This is a genomic window from Rhodococcus sp. DK176 (genome assembly GCF_038447315.2).
Taxonomy (GTDB): Bacteria; Actinomycetota; Actinomycetes; order Mycobacteriales; family Mycobacteriaceae; genus Rhodococcus_F; species Rhodococcus_F jostii_A.
Window position 1 is genome coordinate 3,087,294 of the sequence record NZ_CP118321.2, and the last position, 17,531, is coordinate 3,104,824.

Here is a 17,531-nt window from a genome sequence, read left to right on the forward strand (position 1 = left end):
GGTCAGTGCCCCGAGGTCGGCATCGGCCTGCGCGATCGCTTCGCGCGCAACGGATTCGACCTCCATCGCCGTCACCTCACCGGCCCGGATCAGCTCACTCAGGCCGACGGCGTCGAACCTGGTGTACTCGTGCAGTTCCAGCGGTCCCACTCCTCAGGTCGCGACGACCGTTTCAGTCTGACCTGGAGGGGCGGTGCGGCGCGACCGAATTTCTGCCGCCGTCACGTCGGTGGTCGACAGCAGTTCCTGTTCGCGGAAGGCTCGCGGCGAGACCCCGTACGTCTCCTTGAACAGCCGCGAGAAGTGCGACGAGTTGACGAGACCGTACCGGGCACAGATGGTTCCGATGCTGTCGCCGCGGAATCGGATGTCCTTGAGATCGCGGCGGCACTTCTCGAGCCTGCGGTGGCGGATCCATCCGGCCACCGTGTGTCCGTCCGCCTCGAACATCTTCTGCAGATGCCGCGTCGACACGTGGTGGTGGGCCGCCACTGCGGCCGTGTCGAGTGTGGGGTCGTGCAGGTGCGCGTCGATGAACGACTTCACAGCGAGCAGCAACGACGCGCCGGGAGCGGTGGCGTCGGCGGGCGCCTCCGATTGCACCGCGGCACCGAGCAGGTCGAGCACCGCGTCCTCGACGAGGGGGGTTGTCGGCATGGTGCCGGTCACGACGGAGTGGTGGAGGTTCGTCAGGAAAGGCGAGACGAGCGCGCCCATCCCGGTGCTGCCGCGGATGCGGCGCGCCGAGACGGTGCCCAGTTCCCGCGAGGCGATGCGGAGCAGTTCGCGGGGAAACATCAGCACGAACATGCTGAAGTCGCCCGCGAAGTGCAGGTCGTACGGCTTGCTGGTGTCGTAGACGGCGAAGTCGCCGGGCCCGAGCACGGCCTCGCGGTCGTCCTGGACGATGACGCCGCTGCCCGACAGTTGCAGGCCCACCTTCACCAGGCCTGGATCGGACCGCTTGATCGACGTGCGGGTCCGGCGGACGTCGACCGCGTGTCCCCCGACCTCGCTGAGCTGCAACCCGCCGAGCGCGGTGGTGCGCAGGGTCCCGGTGAAGCGCCCCGGTCCGTCCTCCGCCGTGGACACCACGGCGAGCGGGACGAACGCCGTGGAGACGGCCTGACGCCAGTGCTCGAACTGCCCGTCGTCACGCGCGGGCCCACCACCGAGACGCACCTTCGATCACCTCACAGAGCGGAGCGGTTGTCGATCAGTCGACGTGCCTTACCGAGTGAGCGTTCGAGGTCGCCGGGAGCGACGACGTCGACCTTCACGCTCACGCCGATCCTATTCTTCACCAGCTTCTGCAGTTCACCCGCGGCTCGCGCGTGGTCGTCGGTCACGGCGTCCGGACGCGATTCCACCCGCACGGTCAGCTCGTCCATGCGGCCCGGGCGGTCGAGGATGCACTGGAACTGGGGGGCCAGCGCCGGCACCGCCAGGATCAGCTCCTCGATCTGGGTGGGGAAGAGGTTCACCCCGCGCAGGATGATCATGTCGTCGGTGCGCCCGGTGACCTTCTGCATCCGCCGCACCGACCGCGCCGTCCCCGGCAGCAGCCGGGTGAGGTCGCGGGTGCGGTACCGGATGATCGGCATCGCCTCCTTGGTCAGCGACGTGAAGACGAGTTCGCCCTCCTCACCGTCGGGCAGCACCTCCCCGGTGACCGGGTCGATGATCTCCGGGTAGAAGTGGTCTTCCCAGATGTGCAGGCCGTCCTTGGTGTCGACGCATTCCATCGCGACGCCCGGGCCCATCACCTCGGACAGTCCGTAGATGTCGACGGCGTCCATGTTCAGCTGCTTCTCGAGTTCGGTGCGCATCTCCTCGGTCCACGGCTCCGCCCCGAACACACCGGTCCGCAGCGACGTCTTCGACGGGTCGATGCCCTTCTTGATCATCGCGTCGACGATCGTGAGCATGTACGACGGCGTCACCATGATCGCGTCGGGTTCGAAGTCCTCGATCAGCTGGATCTGGCGGTCCGTCATGCCACCGGACATCGGGATCACCGTGCAGCCCAGCCGCTCGGCACCGTAGTGCGCCCCGAGGCCACCGGTGAACAGCCCGTACCCGTACGCGACGTGCACCTTGTCCGTCGGCTTCACGCCACCCGCCCGCAGGCTCCGGGCGACCAGATCGGCCCAGTTGTTCAGGTCGCCCGTGGTGTACCCGACGACCGTCGGGCGCCCGGTGGTCCCGGACGACGCGTGGATGCGCGAAACCTTCTCCTGCGGCACCGCGAACATCTTGAACGGGTAGTTCGCCCGCAGGTCCGCCTTCGCCGTGAACGGGAACTTCGCCAGATCGGACAGGTCCTTCAGGTCACTCGGGTGCACACCGGCGTCGTCGAACGCCTTCCGGTAATGCGGAACGTTGTTGTACGCGTGGAGAAGTGACCACTGCAGACGTTCGAGTTGCAGCGACGAGATCCGGTCGCGCGTGGCGAACTCGATGTCCTGCGAGGGGGTGGCGATACTGGTCATTCTAGTCTCCGGGGTGTGCGGGCTGGGTATGGTCAGGCGTCGAAATCGACGGTCACGTTGTCGCTGACCGGGAAGGTCTGGCACGTCAGCACGAAGCCGGAGTCGACCTCGTAGTCCTCGAGCGCGTAGTTGCGGCGCATGTCCACGTCACCGCACGTGATCTTGGCGCGGCACGTTCCGCAGACGCCGCCCTTGCAGGCGAACGGAAGGTCCGAGCGGTACTTCTCGGCGGCGTCGAGGATCGACTCGTCCCGCGGCAGCGTCGCGGTGGTCGAGCGACCGTCCAGGACGAGCGTCACCTCACTGCTCGGCCCGGTGACGCCGGGTTCGCGGTGGGTTTCCATGGGCGGGGGCACGTCGTCGACGAAGAACAGTTCGTGATGCACGCGGCTCTTGTCGATCTGCAGGTCGCCGAGAACGGTCTCGGCGTCGGTGACCATGCCGTACGGGCCGCAGAGCCAGAAGTGATCGATGTCGGCCACCGGGACCACGGCGTCGAAGATGGCCCGGAGCCGGTCGGCGTCGAGACGGCCGGTGAACAGTTCGACCTCGCGGGGCTCGCGGGACAGGACATGGATGATGTCGAAGCGCGACCCGTACGTGTCCTTGAGGTCGGCGATCTCCTCGGCGAACATCACCGAGCGGGTGCGCCGGTTGCCGTACAGGAGAACGACTTCGGCCTCCGGGTTGGCGAGCATCGACGCGGCGATCGACAGCATCGGCGTAATGCCCGATCCGGCGGCGATCAGTACGTGGCGACCGCCGGCCGCCGGGTCGGCGACGAACGTTCCGCTCGGACCCTGCACCTCGATCCGGTCGCCGGGGCGGACGTCGCGCACGAGCCACGTCGAGAACAGACCGTCGGACACCTCGCGCACACCGACCCGCGGCGCGGAACCGGAAGGCGCGCAGATGGAGTACGAGCGGCGGTGTTCGACGCCGTCGATCGTCCGCCGCAGCGTGAGCGACTGTCCGGGACCGAACGCGAACTCGTCGGCGAGCTCGGCCGGAACGTCGAACGTGACCGCGACCGCGTCGTCGCACAGGGATTCGACGTCGGCGACGGTGAGGGTGTGAAACGCCCTGTTGCGCAACGCCGCACCGGGTTTCGGGGAGACCGCTGTGGTCATGGTCAGATTTCCTTCACGTGATCGAAGGGCTCGAGGCAGTCGAGGCACCGGTAGAGCGCCTTGCACAGCGTCGCCCCGAATTCCGAGTCGAGCCGGGTGTTCGCCGAGTGGCACTTGGGGCATGCCACGGGTCGCGGCTTGACGGTGAGCGTCAACGGCACCGGACCCGATGTGCGTCGCGGCGCGGGACCGGGTGTCGAGTAGCCGTTCTCGCGGAGCTTGCGCAGCCCGTTCTCACTGATCCAGTCCGTGCTCCACGGCGGCGACAGAACGGTCCTGACCTCGACGCTGCCGAACCCGGCGTCCTGCAGGGTGTGCTCGATGTCGTCCCGCATGGTGGCCATCGCGGGGCAACCGGAATAGGTGGGGGTGATGGTCACGACCACCGACCCGTCGGCGTATTCCTCGACGTCGCGCAGCACACCGAGATCGGCGAGCGTGAGCATCGGCATCTCGGGGTCGAGCACGGATTCGGCGAGGCGACGGGCGTCGCTGCGCACGGCGGTGGTCATGTCACCACACTCCTTCGGGGTGCGCCCGGGCCACGCTCTGCATCTCGGCGAGCAGCAGTCCGAGCGACTCGGTGTGCAATCCCTGCCGTCCTGCCCGGCCGCCGACGGTGCCGACGGTCCGGCCGGTCGGTGCGGTGAGCTCGGCGGCGCGCAGCACCTGTTCGAGCACGGAATCGAATTCCTCACGCACGTCCCGCGGGTCGACGCCCACCCCCACCGCCGCGAGCGCGAGCTCCTCGGTGGTCGGGACGAACAATTCCTCGACATACGGCCACACGTGGGTGAGCGCCGCTTCCATCCTGGTCTTCGACTCCTCCGTGCCGCAGCCGAGCGTCACAACCCAGCGGGCCGCGTAGTCGCGGTGGTAGGTGAGTTCCTTGACGCCCTTCACCGCGACCGCCGCGAGGACCGGGTCCCGGGACGTGCGGAGACGATCGAACAGCGCGAGACGCCACGTCGAGAACACCAGCAGTCGCGTGATCGACTGAGCGAAGTCGCCGTTGTCGAGTTCGGCCAGCCGGGTGTTGCGGAACCGATTCTCGTCCCGGAAGAACGCGAGCGCGTCCTCGGCGGGAATGGGGCTCGTCTCCGAGATGTACGGCACCACCGACGCGTCCGCCGCGGCCGCCCGGGCGAGCAGCAGTCGCGCCTGACCGAGCAGGTCGAGCCCGACGTTCGCGAGCGCAACCTCTTCCTCGAGTTCCGGTGCGCGCGTGCTCCACTCGGCGAGACGCTGTGAGCTGATCAGTGCATCGTCACCGAGCATCAGGCAGTAGCCGGCCAGCGCGGAGAGGTCGACGTCCTCCGGAACCGTGGTGTCGACACCCGCGAGGGGGTCGTCGAAGCTGGTGCCGAACGCCCACTGGCCGTGGCTGTCTTCGTCGACGAGGCCTTCGTAAGCATTGTCGTGGTCGGTCATCGTCAGCCTCACATGTGGGGAACGTTGTCGGGGATCTCGTAGAACGTGGGGTGCCGGTACACCTTGTCGCCGCTGGGCGCGAAGTAGGGATCCTTCTCCGACGGGCTGGAGGCCACGATCGAACTGGACCGCACCACCCAGATGCTCACGCCCTCGTTGCGGCGGGTGTAGACGTCCCGGGCGTGCCGGACGGCCATCTCGTCGTCGGCGGCGTGCAGGGATCCGACGTGAACGTGGTTGAGTCCGCGCTTGCCGCGCAAGAACACCTCGTACAGGGGCCAGTCCGCGCGCACTGCGTTGTCGTCCGTGTTCATCGTGCGTTCTCCTTGCTGCTCTCGCGGCGGGCGAAGGCCGTCGCGGCCTCCCGCACCCACGCCCCGTTCTCGTGTGCTGCCCGCCGGTTGGCGACGCGCTCGACGCTCGATGCGCCGTTGCCCTTGATCACCTGCATGAACTCGCTCCAGTCGGGCTCACCGAAGTCGTGAGCGCCGCGCTCGGCGTTCCACTTCAGGTCCGGATCCGGGAACGTCACGCCGAGCACCTCGGCCTGCGGGATGGACATGTCGACGAACCGCTGACGGAGTTCGTCGTTGGTGTGCCGCTTGATGCGCCACTTCATGGACTGCTCGGAGTTGGGCGATTGATCGTCCGGCGGTCCGAACATCATCAGCGCCGGCCACCACCAGCGGTTCACCGACTCCTGCACCATCTCGCGCTGGGCGTCGGTGCCGCGCATCATCGTCATCAGCAGTTCGAAGCCCTGACGCTGGTGGAACGACTCCTCCTTGCACACCCGGATCATCGCCCGCGCGTACGGCCCGAAGGAGCTGCGGCACAACGGGACCTGGTTGCAGATCGCGGCGCCGTCGACGAGCCAGCCGATCACGCCGACGTCGGCGTAGGTCAGCGTCGGGTAGTTGAAGATCGAGGAGTACTTCTGCTTGCCTTCGATCAGCTTCTCGGTGAGGTCGGCGCGATCGGCTCCGAGCGTCTCGGCGGCCGAGTACAGGTACAGGCCGTGCCCGGCCTCGTCCTGAACCTTCGCCATGAGGATCGCCTTGCGGCGCAGCGACGGCGCGCGGGTGAGCCAGTTGCCCTCCGGTTGCATGCCGATGATCTCCGAGTGCGCGTGCTGCGCGATCTGCCGGATCAGCGTCTTGCGGTAGCCGTCGGGCATCCAGTCCCTCGGCTCGACCCTCTGGTCGGCCGCGATGGTGTCATCGAAGAGCTCTTGCAGCTCATCGGAAGCGTGTGACGTGGTCATATGTCCTACCTCTATTACCGAATGATCGGTTGGTATCAAGTATGCATGTCAGCCCCCGCCCACACAAGGGCGGGCGCCGAATTACGTCAGTGGCCTTCGAAGGCGGGCGTGCGCTTCGCGAGGAACGCGTCGACCGCGCTGCGGTGATCCTTCGACCGGCCGAGTTGCTCCGCGGCCTCACGCTCCCGCTCGAGCGCCTCCGACAGCCCGGTCGACGCCGCCGAGACCAGCGCCTTGACCTGCGCATACGCCGCCGTGGGACCGTCGGCCAGCTTCCGCGCCAGCGCGGCGGCCGCGTCCCCGAGTTCGGCATCGGGCACCACCCGGTGCACCAGCCCCCAGTCCAGCGCCTGCGCCGCCGTGAACCGGTCGCCGAGCATCATCAGCCCGGTCGCCCGGCTCGGTCCGAGCGCCTGCACCAGGGTGTGACTCAGCCCGGAGTCACCGGCCAGCGCGATCCCCGTGAACGCCGTGGCGAACTTGGCTCCCTCCCCCGCGATCCGGATGTCGGCGGCCAGGGCGATGCCCAGCCCCGCCCCGACACAGGCGCCGCCGACCGCGACGACGACCGGGACGCGGACCGCGGCCAGCGCCCGGAGCAGCGGATTGTAGTGCTCGGCGACGGTGTCCATCGCGTGCGCTGGGTCCGCCTCCAGCCCGGCGACGTGCTCGGCCAGGTCCTGGCCGACACAGAAGTTCTTCCCCTCCGCCTGCAGCAGCAGGGCGCGCACGCTGTCGTCGGCGGCGACCTTTTCCACCGCCGCCAGCAACTGTTCCTTCACCGCGCGGTCCAGGGCGTTGGACGCGCCCGCACGGCGCAGGGTGATGGTGGCCAGTCCCGCGTCCACGGAAAGTCCGACCACGTCGTCAGTGCTCATGAGAATGTGCCTCCTGCTGGTTGTGGTGTGGGTGGCCCGTCAGGACCAGGTGAAGAACCCCTGGCCGGTCTTGCGGCCGAGTTCGCCCTTGGCGACCTTCTCGCGCAGCAGCGCGGGCGGCGCGAACCGGTCGCCGAGCGTCTTCGCCAGGTGCTCGGCGATCGCGAGCCGGACGTCCAGTCCGACCAGATCGGTGGACCGCAGCGGTCCCATCGGGTGGCGATAGCCGAGTTCCATGGCCCGGTCGATGGACTCGGCGTCGGCGACGCCTTCCTCGAGCATCCGGATCGCCTCGAGCCCGAGGCACACGCCGAGACGGCTGGTCGCGAAGCCGGGAGAATCGTTGACCAGCACCTCGGTCTTGCCGAGCTGGGCGACCCACTCCCGGACCTTCTCGACGACGCCGGCATCGGTGGCCGGGGCGCGGACGATCTCGACGAGCGTCGACGCCGGAACCGGATTGAAGAAGTGCATGCCGATCAGCCGGGCCGGGTCGCCGAGGGCACTGCCGAGTTCGGCGATCGAGATCGAACTGGTGTTGCTGGCGATTACCGTCGTGGGCGACACCGTCTTCTCGACGAGCGAGAGCACGGATAGCTTGAGGTCGACCAGTTCGGGCACCGCCTCGACCACCAGATCCAGGGCCGGCGGGAGCGCATCGGGGGCGGCCACCGTGAAGACCCGTCCGAGGATCGTCGCGGGATCGACGTCGCCGAGCTTGCCGCGTTCGTGCGCGCGGTCGAGTCCGTCGGACACCCGCTTCACGGCCGCCTCCCGGTCGCCGCTCTCGGCGATGATGACGGTGGAGCCGAGGGTGGCGAAGACCTGTGCGATACCCGCGCCCATCCGGCCGCCGCCGACCACTCCGACGTTCTTCGGTGCTGTGCTCGTCATTTCTTCTTCTCCAGAAAGGCAGTCATGCGGTCGTGTTTGTCGCGGCTCTCGAACAGCACCGCCTGCGCGATGTCGTCGGCGAACGGGTGCGAGCCCGGTGCGTCGACGATCATCTTCGTGAGCTTGAGCGCCAGCGGCGCCGATCGGGTGATGCGGTCGATGACCTTGTGCGCTGCATCGATGTGCTCGCCGGGTGCGACGACACTCATCACGAGTCCGCTGCGCAGCGCGTCCTGCGCGTCGAGGTTCCGGCCGCCGAGCAGAACCTGCTTGGCGACGGACGTGCCGACCAATTCGGGCAACCGGTAACTGGCCCCGGCCGCGGCCATGATGCCCAGCCCCGGCTCCGGGTTCCCGAAGACCGCGGTCTCGGTGGCGATGCGGATGTCACAGGCGTAGGACAGTTCGGCGCCGCCGCCGAGCGCGTACCCGCTCACCACGGCGACGGTGGGCATCGGCAGCTTCGCGATGCGGTCGAACAAGTTGCGGTTGATGCCGGCGAACGCCTCGTCGCGGCCGCGCTCACGCAGTTCGGCGATGTCTGCGCCGCCGGCGAAGTGATCGCCCTCGCCGGTCAGCAACATCGGCTTCGGCGTCGCCTCCAGCGACGCGCACACCTGGTGCAGTTCGCCGATCATCTCCGCGTTGATCGCGTTGCGCTGTGCGGGACGATGCAGCGTGACCACCATGCGGTCGTCGCGGTCCTCGATCTTCAGTGTGTTCACGGCGCCTCGATCAACATCGCGACGCCCTGGCCGACGCCCACGCACAGCGTGGCCAGTCCGCGGCGGGCGCCTTCGCGTTCCATCCGGCCGAGCAGCGTCAGCAGGATCCGCGCACCCGAGCAGCCCAGCGGGTGGCCGAGCGCGATGGCGCCGCCGTCCGCGTTGACGATCGACTCGTCGAGCTTCAACTGCCGGATCACCCCGAGCGACTGCGCCGCGAAGGCCTCGTTGAGTTCGGCGGCGCCGAGGTCGGAGATCGACCAGTTGGCGCGGGCAAGGGCCTTGCGGGTGGCCGGGACCGGCCCCAGACCCATGACGTTGGGGGCGATACCCGCGCTCGCACTGGTGACGATGCGGCCGCGGACGGTCAGGCCGTACTTCTCCACCGCCGCCTCGCTCGCGACGACCAGGGCCGCGGCGCCGTCCGAGAGGGAGGAGGACGAGCCGGCGGTCACGATGCCGCCGGTGCGGAACACCGGTTTCAGCGAACCCAGCTTCTTCAGAGTGGTTCCCCGCCTGGGGGTTTCGTCGGCGGTCAGTTCACCGTCGCGCACCGGCACGGGCACGATCTCGCGCTCGAACCGGCCGGCGTCCACCGCCGCGATCGCCCGCTCCTGGCTGCGCAGCGCGAAGGCGTCGCTCTCGGCGCGGGTGATGCCCTCGAGCGCGGCGACCTCCTCGGCCGTCTCGCCCATCGACAGCGTCACCTTGCGGACGTCCGGTCCGGCCCCGGCCGGAACGTCACGGTCTGTCGCGGTGAACCGCGGGTTCGTGAAGCGCCAGCCGAGCGAGGTGTCGGCCACCTCCCCCGGACGTGCCCACGGGGTGCCGGGCTTGGCCATCACCCAGGGTGCGCGGGTCATCGATTCGACGCCGCCGGCGATCACGATGTCGGCCTCGCCGCTGCGGATGGTGTGCGCGGCGGACGCGACGGCGGTCAGACCGCTCGCGCACAGGCGGTTCACCGTGTAGCCGGGAACGCTGTCGGGCAGGCCCGCGAGCAGCACGGCCATGCGGGCGACGTCCCGGTTGTCCTCGCCGGCCTGGTTGGCGGCCCCGAGGATCACCTCGTCGACGGCGTCGCCCGGGATTCCGGCCCGGCGGGCGGCCTCGGCCACGACGAGACCGGCAAGGTCGTCGGGGCGCACTCCTGCGAGCGCTCCGCCGTATCGACCCTGCGGGGTACGGGCTCCGTCCACCAGAAACACTTCGGCCACAGTCTTCTCCTTCACGGGGGTGCCGTCTATTAATAACCGAATCTTCGGTCGGTACGCAAGGGGAGGTGATGGACGAAAAGTTGCGATGCTCCCTTGACAACCAGCGGCGGAAGCGACGATTCTGTTAACCGACCGAACGTACGGTGAAATGGAGTTGTCGTGAGCAAGTTACTGGAAAGCTACGCCGCCGGACGCTGGTACACCGCGCCGGACGAAGGAACGCCGCTGCTGAGCGCGGTCGACGGCTCCGAGGTGGCGCGCATCTCCGCGACCGGACTCGACCTCGGCGAGATGGTGACCTACGCCCGCGAGGTGGGCGGAGCGGCGCTCGCGAAGCTGACCTTCCACGAGCGTGCCGCTGTCCTCAAGGCGCTCGCCCTCACCCTCATGGCGGGCAAGGAGGAGTTCTACGCCCTCTCCACCTCGACCGGCGCCACCAAGCGCGACTCCGGCGTCGACATCGACGGCGGCTTCGGCACCCTCCTCAGCTATGCCGGCAAGGCCAGGCGGGAACTGCCCAACGACACCGTCTACCTCGACGGCGCGTTCGAGCAGCTGGGCAAGAAGGGCACGTTCCTCGGCCAGCACGTCTACACCTCGCGCCGCGGCGTGGCCGTCCAGATCAACGCGTTCAACTTCCCGGTGTGGGGCTTCCTCGAGAAGCTCGCCCCCGCGTTCATCGCCGGCGTCCCGTCCATCGTCAAGCCTGCGAGCCAGTCGGCCTATCTCACCGAACTCGTGTTCCGTCGCATCATCGAGTCCGGGCTGCTGCCCGAGGGTTCGGTCCAGCTGCTGTCGGGCAGCGCCCGCGGGCTGCTCGACCACCTCGGTGGGCAGGACTCCGTGGCGTTCACCGGATCCGCCGACACCGCGGCCACCCTGCGAGCGCACCCGAACGTCGTCGGTGAGGGCGTCCACTTCAACGCCGAGGCCGATTCGCTCAACGCGTCGATCCTCGGCTCCGACGTCGAACCGGGCAGCGAGGAATTCGACCTCTACGTCAAGCAGCTCGTCACCGAGATGACGGTGAAGGCCGGCCAGAAGTGCACCGCCATCCGGCGCGCCTTCGTGCCGTCGGCGTTGATGGACGACGTCATCGCCGCTGCCGAGGCCCGGCTGTCGCGCGTCGTGGTCGGCGCCCCCGACGCCGAAGGCGTCACGATGGGTGCGCTCGCCAGCCTCGAACAGCGCGACGAGGTCCTGAAATCGCTCCGCGGCCTGACCAAGTCGGCGCAGATCGTGGTCGGCGACCCGGAGAACTTCGACGTCGTCGGCGCCGACAAGGCGACGGGCGCGTTCCTGCCGCCGATCCTGCTGCGCTCCGACGACAAGGATGCCACCGAACCCCACGACATCGAGGCCTTCGGTCCCGTCAGCACCGTCATCGGATACGACAGCACCGACGAGGTCATCGAACTCGCCGCCCGCGGCAAGGGCAGCCTCGTCGCCTCCCTCGTCACCCGTGATTCCGCACTCGCCCGCGACATCGTGCTGGGCCTCGCCCCGTTCCACGGCCGCGTCCTCGTCCTCAACCGCGACGACGCCAAGGAATCCACCGGCCACGGCTCACCCCTGCCCGTCCTCGTGCACGGCGGCCCCGGACGCGCAGGCGGCGGCGAGGAACTCGGCGGTATCCGCGGCATCCTGCACCACATGCAGCGCACCGCGGTCCAGGCCACCCCCGACATCCTGACCGCGGTCGGAAACAAGTGGGTCACCGGTTCGCAGCGCAACGACGACGGCGTCCACCCGTTCCGGAAGAACCTTGCGCAGTTGCGGATCGGCGACACCATCGTCGGCGGCCCCCGCCAGGTCACCCTCGCCGACATCGACCACTTCGCCGAGTTCACCGGCGACACGTTCTACGCCCACACCGACCCCGAGGCCGCGGCCGCGAACCCGCTGTTCGGCGGCATCGTCGCCCACGGATACCTCGTCGTCTCCCTCGCCGCCGGTCTGTTCGTCGAACCGAATCCCGGCCCCGTCCTCGCCAACTTCGGCGTCGACAACCTCCGGTTCCTCACCCCCGTCAAGGCCGACGACAGCCTCACCGTCACGCTCACCGCGAAGCTCATCACGCCGCGCAGCAGCGCCGACTACGGTGAAGTCCGTTGGGATGCAATCGTCGTCAACCAGGACGGCGATCCCGTCGCAACGTACGACGTACTCACCCTCGTCGCCAAAGGAGAAAACGCATGAGCTTCAAGGTCGCCGTCTGTTACGGCCAGCCCGATGACCCCGAGGCGTTCGACGCCTACTACCGCGACACCCACATGCCGCTGGCCCGCAAGATCCCCGGCCTGACCGACTTCACGTGGGGCAAGTGCAGTGCCCTCGACGGCGGGACGCCGCCGTACTACGCGGTCGCGAGCCTCGTCTTCCCCGACGCCGACACCATGAAGTCCGGGTTGCAGTCCGAGGAGATGAAGCAGGCAGGCAAGGACGTCCCCAACTTCGCCACCGGCGGCGTCACCATGTACGTCCAAGAAGAAGAATCCGTCTACAACCAGTAGGAGAACCATGACTGTCGACGCGTCCGCGGAATGCCGCATCGCGCGGAAGATGTTCGAAGCCGACAATGCGTCCCAGGCGCTCGGCATCGAGATCCTCGAGCTCAGCCCCGGCCACGCAGTCGCGTCGATGGTCGTGGGTGAGACCATGGTCAACGGCCACGGCATCACTCACGGCGGGTTCGTGTTCACCCTCGCCGACACCGCATTCGCGATGGCGTGCAACGGATACGACACGCCCGCCGTCGCCGCCCGCGCCGACATCCGATTCCTCACCTCCACCCGCCTCGGCGACACGCTCGTCGCCGAGGCCGTGGAACGGGCCCGCTACGGGCGCAACGGCATCTACGACGTCACCGTCCGGCGCGGCGAAGACGTCGTCGCCGAGTTCCGCGGCGACAGTCGTGCGCAGCCGCGCCCGTGAGTACTTGTTAACCGCGGGACGTTAACAAGTACTCACGGGTGCGCAGCGCTTACGGGGGCCGCGTGCTTTCCGCGCTCGGACGCGGCGGCGTCGCGCGCTGCCCGCTCGGCGGCGGCCGCCTCGATGGCGATCGCGTGATCCACCGCGTGCGGCGCGATGCCCAGGTTGTCCAGCGTCTCCCACAGACTCGACAGGGCCGCCTTCGGGTCGAGGTAGTACTCCGACTCGCGGACGCGCCAGAATGTCCAGCCGCACCGTTTGAGTTCCTGCTCGCGTTCGAGGTCCGCGATCCGCTGTTCCGGGGTGGTCGAGAACGCGTCGCCGTCGCATTCGACGGCGAGTCTCATGGTGCCACCGGTGACGACGAGATCGATGCGCCGATTGTTCACCTCGACTTGCGAATTGACGTGGTAGCCGCGTTCGGCGATGTCGTTGAACACGCGCTGCTCGAGCAGATTGTCGAACGGCGGGATCCGGACGTCGCGGTCGACGTCCTGCGGCATGGGGTCGGCCGGCGCCGGCGACGTCGACATCATGTAGCTGAGTAGGGAGTTCCGCAGGTCGGCCCGCTTCAGTTCGTCGACGGTCACGGAGTGGAACAGCCACAGCTGGTCCTGCGCGCGTGACGCCGCGACGTTGAACCGTCGCTTGTACTGGTTCGCTGTCAGCGGTGCGAAGTTCTGCTCGGGTCCCACGACCATCGACAGGAAGACGACGCTGCGTTCGTCGCCCTGGAAGTCGGGCGGCGTCCCGACCCGCAGTCGCCGCTGCTCCCACTGTTCGATGCCGATGCGTTTGACGAGTTCGGTCCGGATGGCATCGACCTGGGACTGCCCCTGCAGCACGACGATTCCGAACGTCTTGCCGTCGTAGCGGGGGTCGACGAGGCATTCGATGAGCTGGTCGACGAGGGCGGCGGCCTCGACGTGGTTGGTGAGCGTCGCATCCTTGCCCGACACGGTGGCGTCGGATACGTACGTATGTTTCAGCGGCGGAAGCCGGTCGGCGCCGAACTGCCGCACCGGGACCAGCGGCAGTTCGCCGTAGAACTGGGTGCTCGACCAGTTGATGATCTCGGGCATCGAGCGGAAGTGCTCGCGGAGCCGGACCACCTGCCCGAAGCTGGTGCGCAGGATCGAGAACAGGCTCGACCGCGGCGTGAGCGTGGCCTGGACGTACTCCGGAAGGTCCGGCAGGTAGGCGTCGAGCCGGGTGAACACGTCGTCGAGGGTGCCGGTGGTGGGGATGTCGGCGGGTGCGCACTGCTTGTCGTCGCCGACGACGATCACCCGCGGCGCCAGCCACAGCAGGAACAGGTTGGTGATGTCGGCCTGGCTCGCCTCGTCGACGATGACCACGTCGAAGCTGCCCGGCACGGGCGGGATCGACGCGAGGACCTGTTGCAGCGGCATCACCCACGCGGGCACCGCGCCCTGCGCCTCACCCATCGCGGATCGTGCTGCGCTGCGGTACTTCTCGGCGTACTTACCGGCGCCGGCACCGATGCTGGAGATGTGCTCGCGGTACGTCTGCAGCGCCCGCACCTGATCTGCCGTCAGGTATTCGAGGCAGTCGCGCCAGGCGGTGGCCGCCGCGAGCCGCGCCGTCAGGTGCGCGAGATCCGCGTCGACGGCGTTGAGTTCGGCTTCCAGTTCCTGTTCACGACCGCCACGGTGCTGCTCGGTGACCCATTGGCGGGCACGGCGCCACGCCCAGGCCTCCGACATCTGCCAGCTCATCTCGTCCCACTCGGTGAGCGCCGCCGTCCTGCGCACCAGTTCGTACAGCGCCGGGGCGACGGGTGAGAGTTTGTCGGACAGTTCGTCGAACAGCCGCTGATCCTGCTGCTCGACGCGGGCGATCGCGTAACGGCTGAGGGCATCCGACAGGGCCTCGTTGTCGGCCTGATCGAGTGCCGCCACCAGGGCGGTGCCTTCCGGCGACGGTCCCGCGTCGACCGCCGTGGAGACGGCCGAGACGATGGCGTCGAGTTCCGCACGGGCACTGTCCACGTCGGCTCGGGTGGTGATCGCCTCTGCGGCCCCGGCCACCGCGACGGCGTCCGCGAGAGTGCGGATCCGCGGCGCGTTCGGGGACAGCGCGAACAGTTCGCGGGCCAGCGCGTCACGCGCGACGAGGAGGGCGCGCACGCGGGCCACCCGGCCGACGATCATGTTGAGGCTGTCGACCTGGACGGCACGGGAGCCGTTCATGTCCACCGGAATCCGAAGGTCCGCCAGCAGGGTGGCGGCGGTCTGCGCGGCGTCGTGGGCGCGCAGGTGCTCGGTCACGAGCCGCACGGTGGCGGCGGTCGTGGCGGATACACCGTCGACGGTGGCGTCGAGGCCGAGTTCTTCGACGGCCTTCTGCTCGTCGCTGCGACGGAAGCGCGTCTTCCACTCGACGGCGCCGGACTCCATCGCGACGGCGAGTGCACCGATCGCCTGCAGGGCGGGTCGGGTCATGACGGCGCACTGGACGTCGTGCGCGCCGATGTAGCGGTCGGCGGCCGCAGCCGCCTCGACGATCGCGGGCAGGGCGTCCAGACGACCCCACAGGTGCGTCGCCCGGCCGGAGAGGACGGTGTCGGCGAGGCTCTGGAACTGGCCGTCGAGGTCGAGGACGTCGTATGCCCGCGCCTGCAGTTCCTTGCAGTGCCGGCGAACCGTGTACGCGGTCCCGGGGTCGACGCCCCCGAGGACCTCGAGCAGATGCGCCGACTGCGGGGTGTCGATGGGGACACTGGTCGAGGCCCGCGAGCAGAGCCGTTCGAGTTCGGCCCGGTTGGGCAGCAGCGAGTCGAGCGCGGGAAGCGTCTGACGGGACCGCTGCGCCCGTTCGGGGGACGCCGTCACCGACAGCCGGCGCAGTGTCTCGACCTCGGTGCCGGTGAGGGGCGGCTGCTCGCTCAGCAGCGGACCGGGAAGCCACTCGAAGGCGTCCTGCAGGCCCATGACCTTGCGGACGATGGTGGCGGCGGTGCCCTCGTAGCCGTCCGCGACAGCGTCGTGGAGGTAGGTCTCGGACTCGCGCAGCGCCTTCACCTGCTCGAGCACGACGGCCCGCTTCTGCACGGCCTCGTCCCGCTGGGCACGGAGATCGGCGATCTTCTGGCCCTCGCTGTGCGGGTTGAACGACGACTTCCGTTCGGCGATCGTCGCGACACTGCGGGTGAGCTCGTCGGAGCCGCCGCGGGACAGGTCGGTGATGGAGACGCACAGTTCCTGCATCTCGGGCGGAAGCTTGTCCCTCAGCACCCGGAGCGCCTGCGCCTTCTCGCTCGTGACGAGCACCCGCTGGCCGCGCGCGAGCAGCGCCGACACCAGGTTGGCGATCGTGTGAGTCTTGCCCGTGCCGGGCGGGCCTTCGACCACAACTCCGCTGTCCCCGCCGAGCCGCTCGATGATCTGCGACTGCTCGGCGTTGGCCGGGAGCGGGAAAAGCGGGTCTTCGGCGAGCGTCGACGAGGTGGCGGCGCCGGTGCGCTCGAGCCACGACAGCCGGTCTGCCGGTTCGATCGCCTCGACCAGCTGCGCGAGCCCGAGCGGAACGGTCGCGCCGTCGCGTTCGAGGTGGGAGATCATCTGCTCGTAGTACTCGACCAGCGCGAAGGCACTGCGTTTGCGCAGGACCAGGGCGGGCGACAGCGTGAGGGTGCCGTCGGCGTCGGCGTCGGGCGGCCGGACGGTCTCGCGCGTCGTGACCGTCGTCATCAGCGACTTCGGCGCCCACTCCGCGAGCAGTGCGCGAACGCCGTCGCCCAGGGGCGACGCGGCGGTGTCCTGCAGTTGCTTCTGCAGCGGCATCGCGTGCGCGCTGTCGTAGACGTCGAGTCCGGTGAACAGCTGGGAGTCTTCGAGCCGGGGCTGGGAGCCCGCGATCAGCCGCACCAGCAGGTCGCCGGTCCGGGGATCGCGGTGGATGCTCGCCGACTGGGTGACCAGGTGGGTCTGGACGCCGTCCGGGCCTGCGCCCGTCAGGGTCAGCAGACCGGACGCGACGACGAGTTCGATCGACTCGGGTCGGGCGTTCAGCTCCTGCAGCATCCGCTGCAGCGACTGGTACAGATCGGCGTGCGGGCGACGCTCACGGTCTGCCTTCGCCCACGTCTGCCAGCGCGGCACGTACGCGTCGAACGCCTGCCGGACGTCGTACGCGCGGCGCACGTCGTATTCCTCGTCGGAGTCCTCGGCGTAGGCGTCGGACGCGTTCAGTTCGAGGTCGGAACGCGAGCTGTCGGAGCGGGCCGCAGCGTCCACCCAGCCGGCCAGGACCGTGGGCAGTTCCGGCGGATCCTCGACGCCGATGAGGGGCACGCGCAGAACGATGTCGCCCTGCGCGGCGTCGGAATCGAGTTGGATCGTCCGACCCTCCTGATGCAGCCATTCGACCTGTTCGTGCTGGTCGACGCGGAGAACCGGCTTCGTGCGAGCCCTGACGATCTCGCGCAGGAACTGCAGCAGGCGCTGGACGCGGCCTGCGAGCTCGGCGTCGTTTTCGGGACTCGACAATGTAAACCTCTGCGAATTCTCGGTGATGACGTGCGCTTGCCCCCGCCGTGCACAC

The 17,531-nt window shown here is 68.8% G+C and carries 15 protein-coding genes; 3 read left to right on the forward strand and 12 right to left on the reverse strand.

The genetic code is table 11. From position 1 onward, the window contains the following. Window positions 1–153: 153 nt before the first annotated feature. The 11 genes from PSR88_RS14620 to PSR88_RS14670 all read right to left on the reverse strand — a co-directional run bounded on the left by PSR88_RS14620 (window position 154) and on the right by PSR88_RS14670 (window position 10,031). Window positions 154–1,182 carry a helix-turn-helix domain-containing protein gene (locus PSR88_RS14620; RefSeq protein WP_011595540.1) on the reverse strand — a complete coding sequence of 343 codons (1,029 nt, stop codon included), beginning with the start codon at window positions 1,180–1,182 and terminating at the stop codon, window positions 154–156. Window positions 1,183–1,193: 11 nt separating this feature from the next. Further along, window positions 1,194–2,492, reverse strand: coding sequence for a phenylacetate--CoA ligase PaaK (paaK, locus tag PSR88_RS14625; RefSeq protein ID WP_011595541.1), 1,299 nt, complete (start codon window positions 2,490–2,492; stop codon window positions 1,194–1,196). Between the two features lie 32 nt (window positions 2,493–2,524). Further along, the gene (gene paaE / locus PSR88_RS14630; protein WP_011595542.1) at window positions 2,525–3,622 is read right to left on the reverse strand and encodes a 1,2-phenylacetyl-CoA epoxidase subunit PaaE; all 1,098 of its coding nucleotides are present in this window, start codon (window positions 3,620–3,622) and stop codon (window positions 2,525–2,527) included. 2 nt (window positions 3,623–3,624) lie between these two features. Next, the gene (paaD, locus tag PSR88_RS14635; protein WP_009475633.1) at window positions 3,625–4,134 is read right to left on the reverse strand and encodes a 1,2-phenylacetyl-CoA epoxidase subunit PaaD; all 510 of its coding nucleotides are present in this window, start codon (window positions 4,132–4,134) and stop codon (window positions 3,625–3,627) included. A 1-nt stretch (window position 4,135) separates the two neighbouring features. Then, a complete protein-coding gene (gene paaC / locus PSR88_RS14640) occupies window positions 4,136–5,053 on the reverse strand; it encodes a 1,2-phenylacetyl-CoA epoxidase subunit PaaC (RefSeq protein ID WP_029539073.1) in 918 nt (305 codons plus the stop codon). 8 nt (window positions 5,054–5,061) lie between these two features. Next, entirely contained in the window at window positions 5,062–5,367 is a 306-nt protein-coding gene (paaB, locus tag PSR88_RS14645) for a 1,2-phenylacetyl-CoA epoxidase subunit PaaB (protein WP_016882266.1), read from the reverse strand. Beyond that, window positions 5,364–6,317 (reverse strand): 1,2-phenylacetyl-CoA epoxidase subunit PaaA, encoded by a 954-nt coding sequence (paaA, locus tag PSR88_RS14650; protein WP_005250773.1) that lies wholly within the window; start codon window positions 6,315–6,317, stop codon window positions 5,364–5,366. Before paaA ends, paaB begins: the two co-directional genes overlap by 4 nt. A gap of 86 nt (window positions 6,318–6,403) precedes the next feature. After that, window positions 6,404–7,195: an enoyl-CoA hydratase-related protein gene (locus PSR88_RS14655; RefSeq protein WP_016882265.1), complete on the reverse strand. Its 792-nt coding sequence runs from the start codon at window positions 7,193–7,195 to the stop codon at window positions 6,404–6,406. A gap of 39 nt (window positions 7,196–7,234) precedes the next feature. After that, a complete protein-coding gene (locus PSR88_RS14660; protein WP_016882264.1) occupies window positions 7,235–8,089 on the reverse strand; it encodes a 3-hydroxyacyl-CoA dehydrogenase family protein in 855 nt (284 codons plus the stop codon). Further along, window positions 8,086–8,814 (reverse strand): enoyl-CoA hydratase/isomerase family protein, encoded by a 729-nt coding sequence (locus tag PSR88_RS14665; RefSeq protein WP_016882263.1) that lies wholly within the window; start codon window positions 8,812–8,814, stop codon window positions 8,086–8,088. Before PSR88_RS14665 ends, PSR88_RS14660 begins: the two co-directional genes overlap by 4 nt. Further along, window positions 8,811–10,031, reverse strand: a complete 1,221-nt coding sequence (locus tag PSR88_RS14670) for a thiolase family protein (protein WP_029539072.1) — start codon at window positions 10,029–10,031, stop codon at window positions 8,811–8,813. The genes PSR88_RS14665 and PSR88_RS14670 overlap by 4 nt, the downstream gene beginning before the upstream one ends. Before the next feature lie 159 nt (window positions 10,032–10,190). Between PSR88_RS14670 and paaZ the strand changes: the two genes are divergently transcribed. The 3 genes from paaZ to paaI are packed head-to-tail and all read left to right on the forward strand — an operon-like array spanning window position 10,191 to window position 12,965. Then, the gene (gene paaZ, locus PSR88_RS14675; RefSeq protein WP_009475640.1) at window positions 10,191–12,230 is read left to right on the forward strand and encodes a phenylacetic acid degradation bifunctional protein PaaZ; all 2,040 of its coding nucleotides are present in this window, start codon (window positions 10,191–10,193) and stop codon (window positions 12,228–12,230) included. Continuing rightward, the gene (locus PSR88_RS14680; protein WP_009475641.1) at window positions 12,227–12,544 is read left to right on the forward strand and encodes an EthD family reductase; all 318 of its coding nucleotides are present in this window, start codon (window positions 12,227–12,229) and stop codon (window positions 12,542–12,544) included. The genes paaZ and PSR88_RS14680 overlap by 4 nt, the downstream gene beginning before the upstream one ends. 7 nt (window positions 12,545–12,551) lie before the next feature. Then, complete coding sequence (gene paaI / locus PSR88_RS14685) at window positions 12,552–12,965, forward strand: hydroxyphenylacetyl-CoA thioesterase PaaI (RefSeq protein ID WP_016882261.1); 414 nt, start codon at window positions 12,552–12,554, stop codon at window positions 12,963–12,965. A gap of 32 nt (window positions 12,966–12,997) precedes the next feature. Here the strand turns inward: paaI and PSR88_RS14690 are convergent, their stop codons facing one another. Further along, complete coding sequence (locus tag PSR88_RS14690) at window positions 12,998–17,476, reverse strand: AAA domain-containing protein (protein ID WP_016882260.1); 4,479 nt, start codon at window positions 17,474–17,476, stop codon at window positions 12,998–13,000. Between the last annotated feature and the right edge of the window lie 55 nt (window positions 17,477–17,531).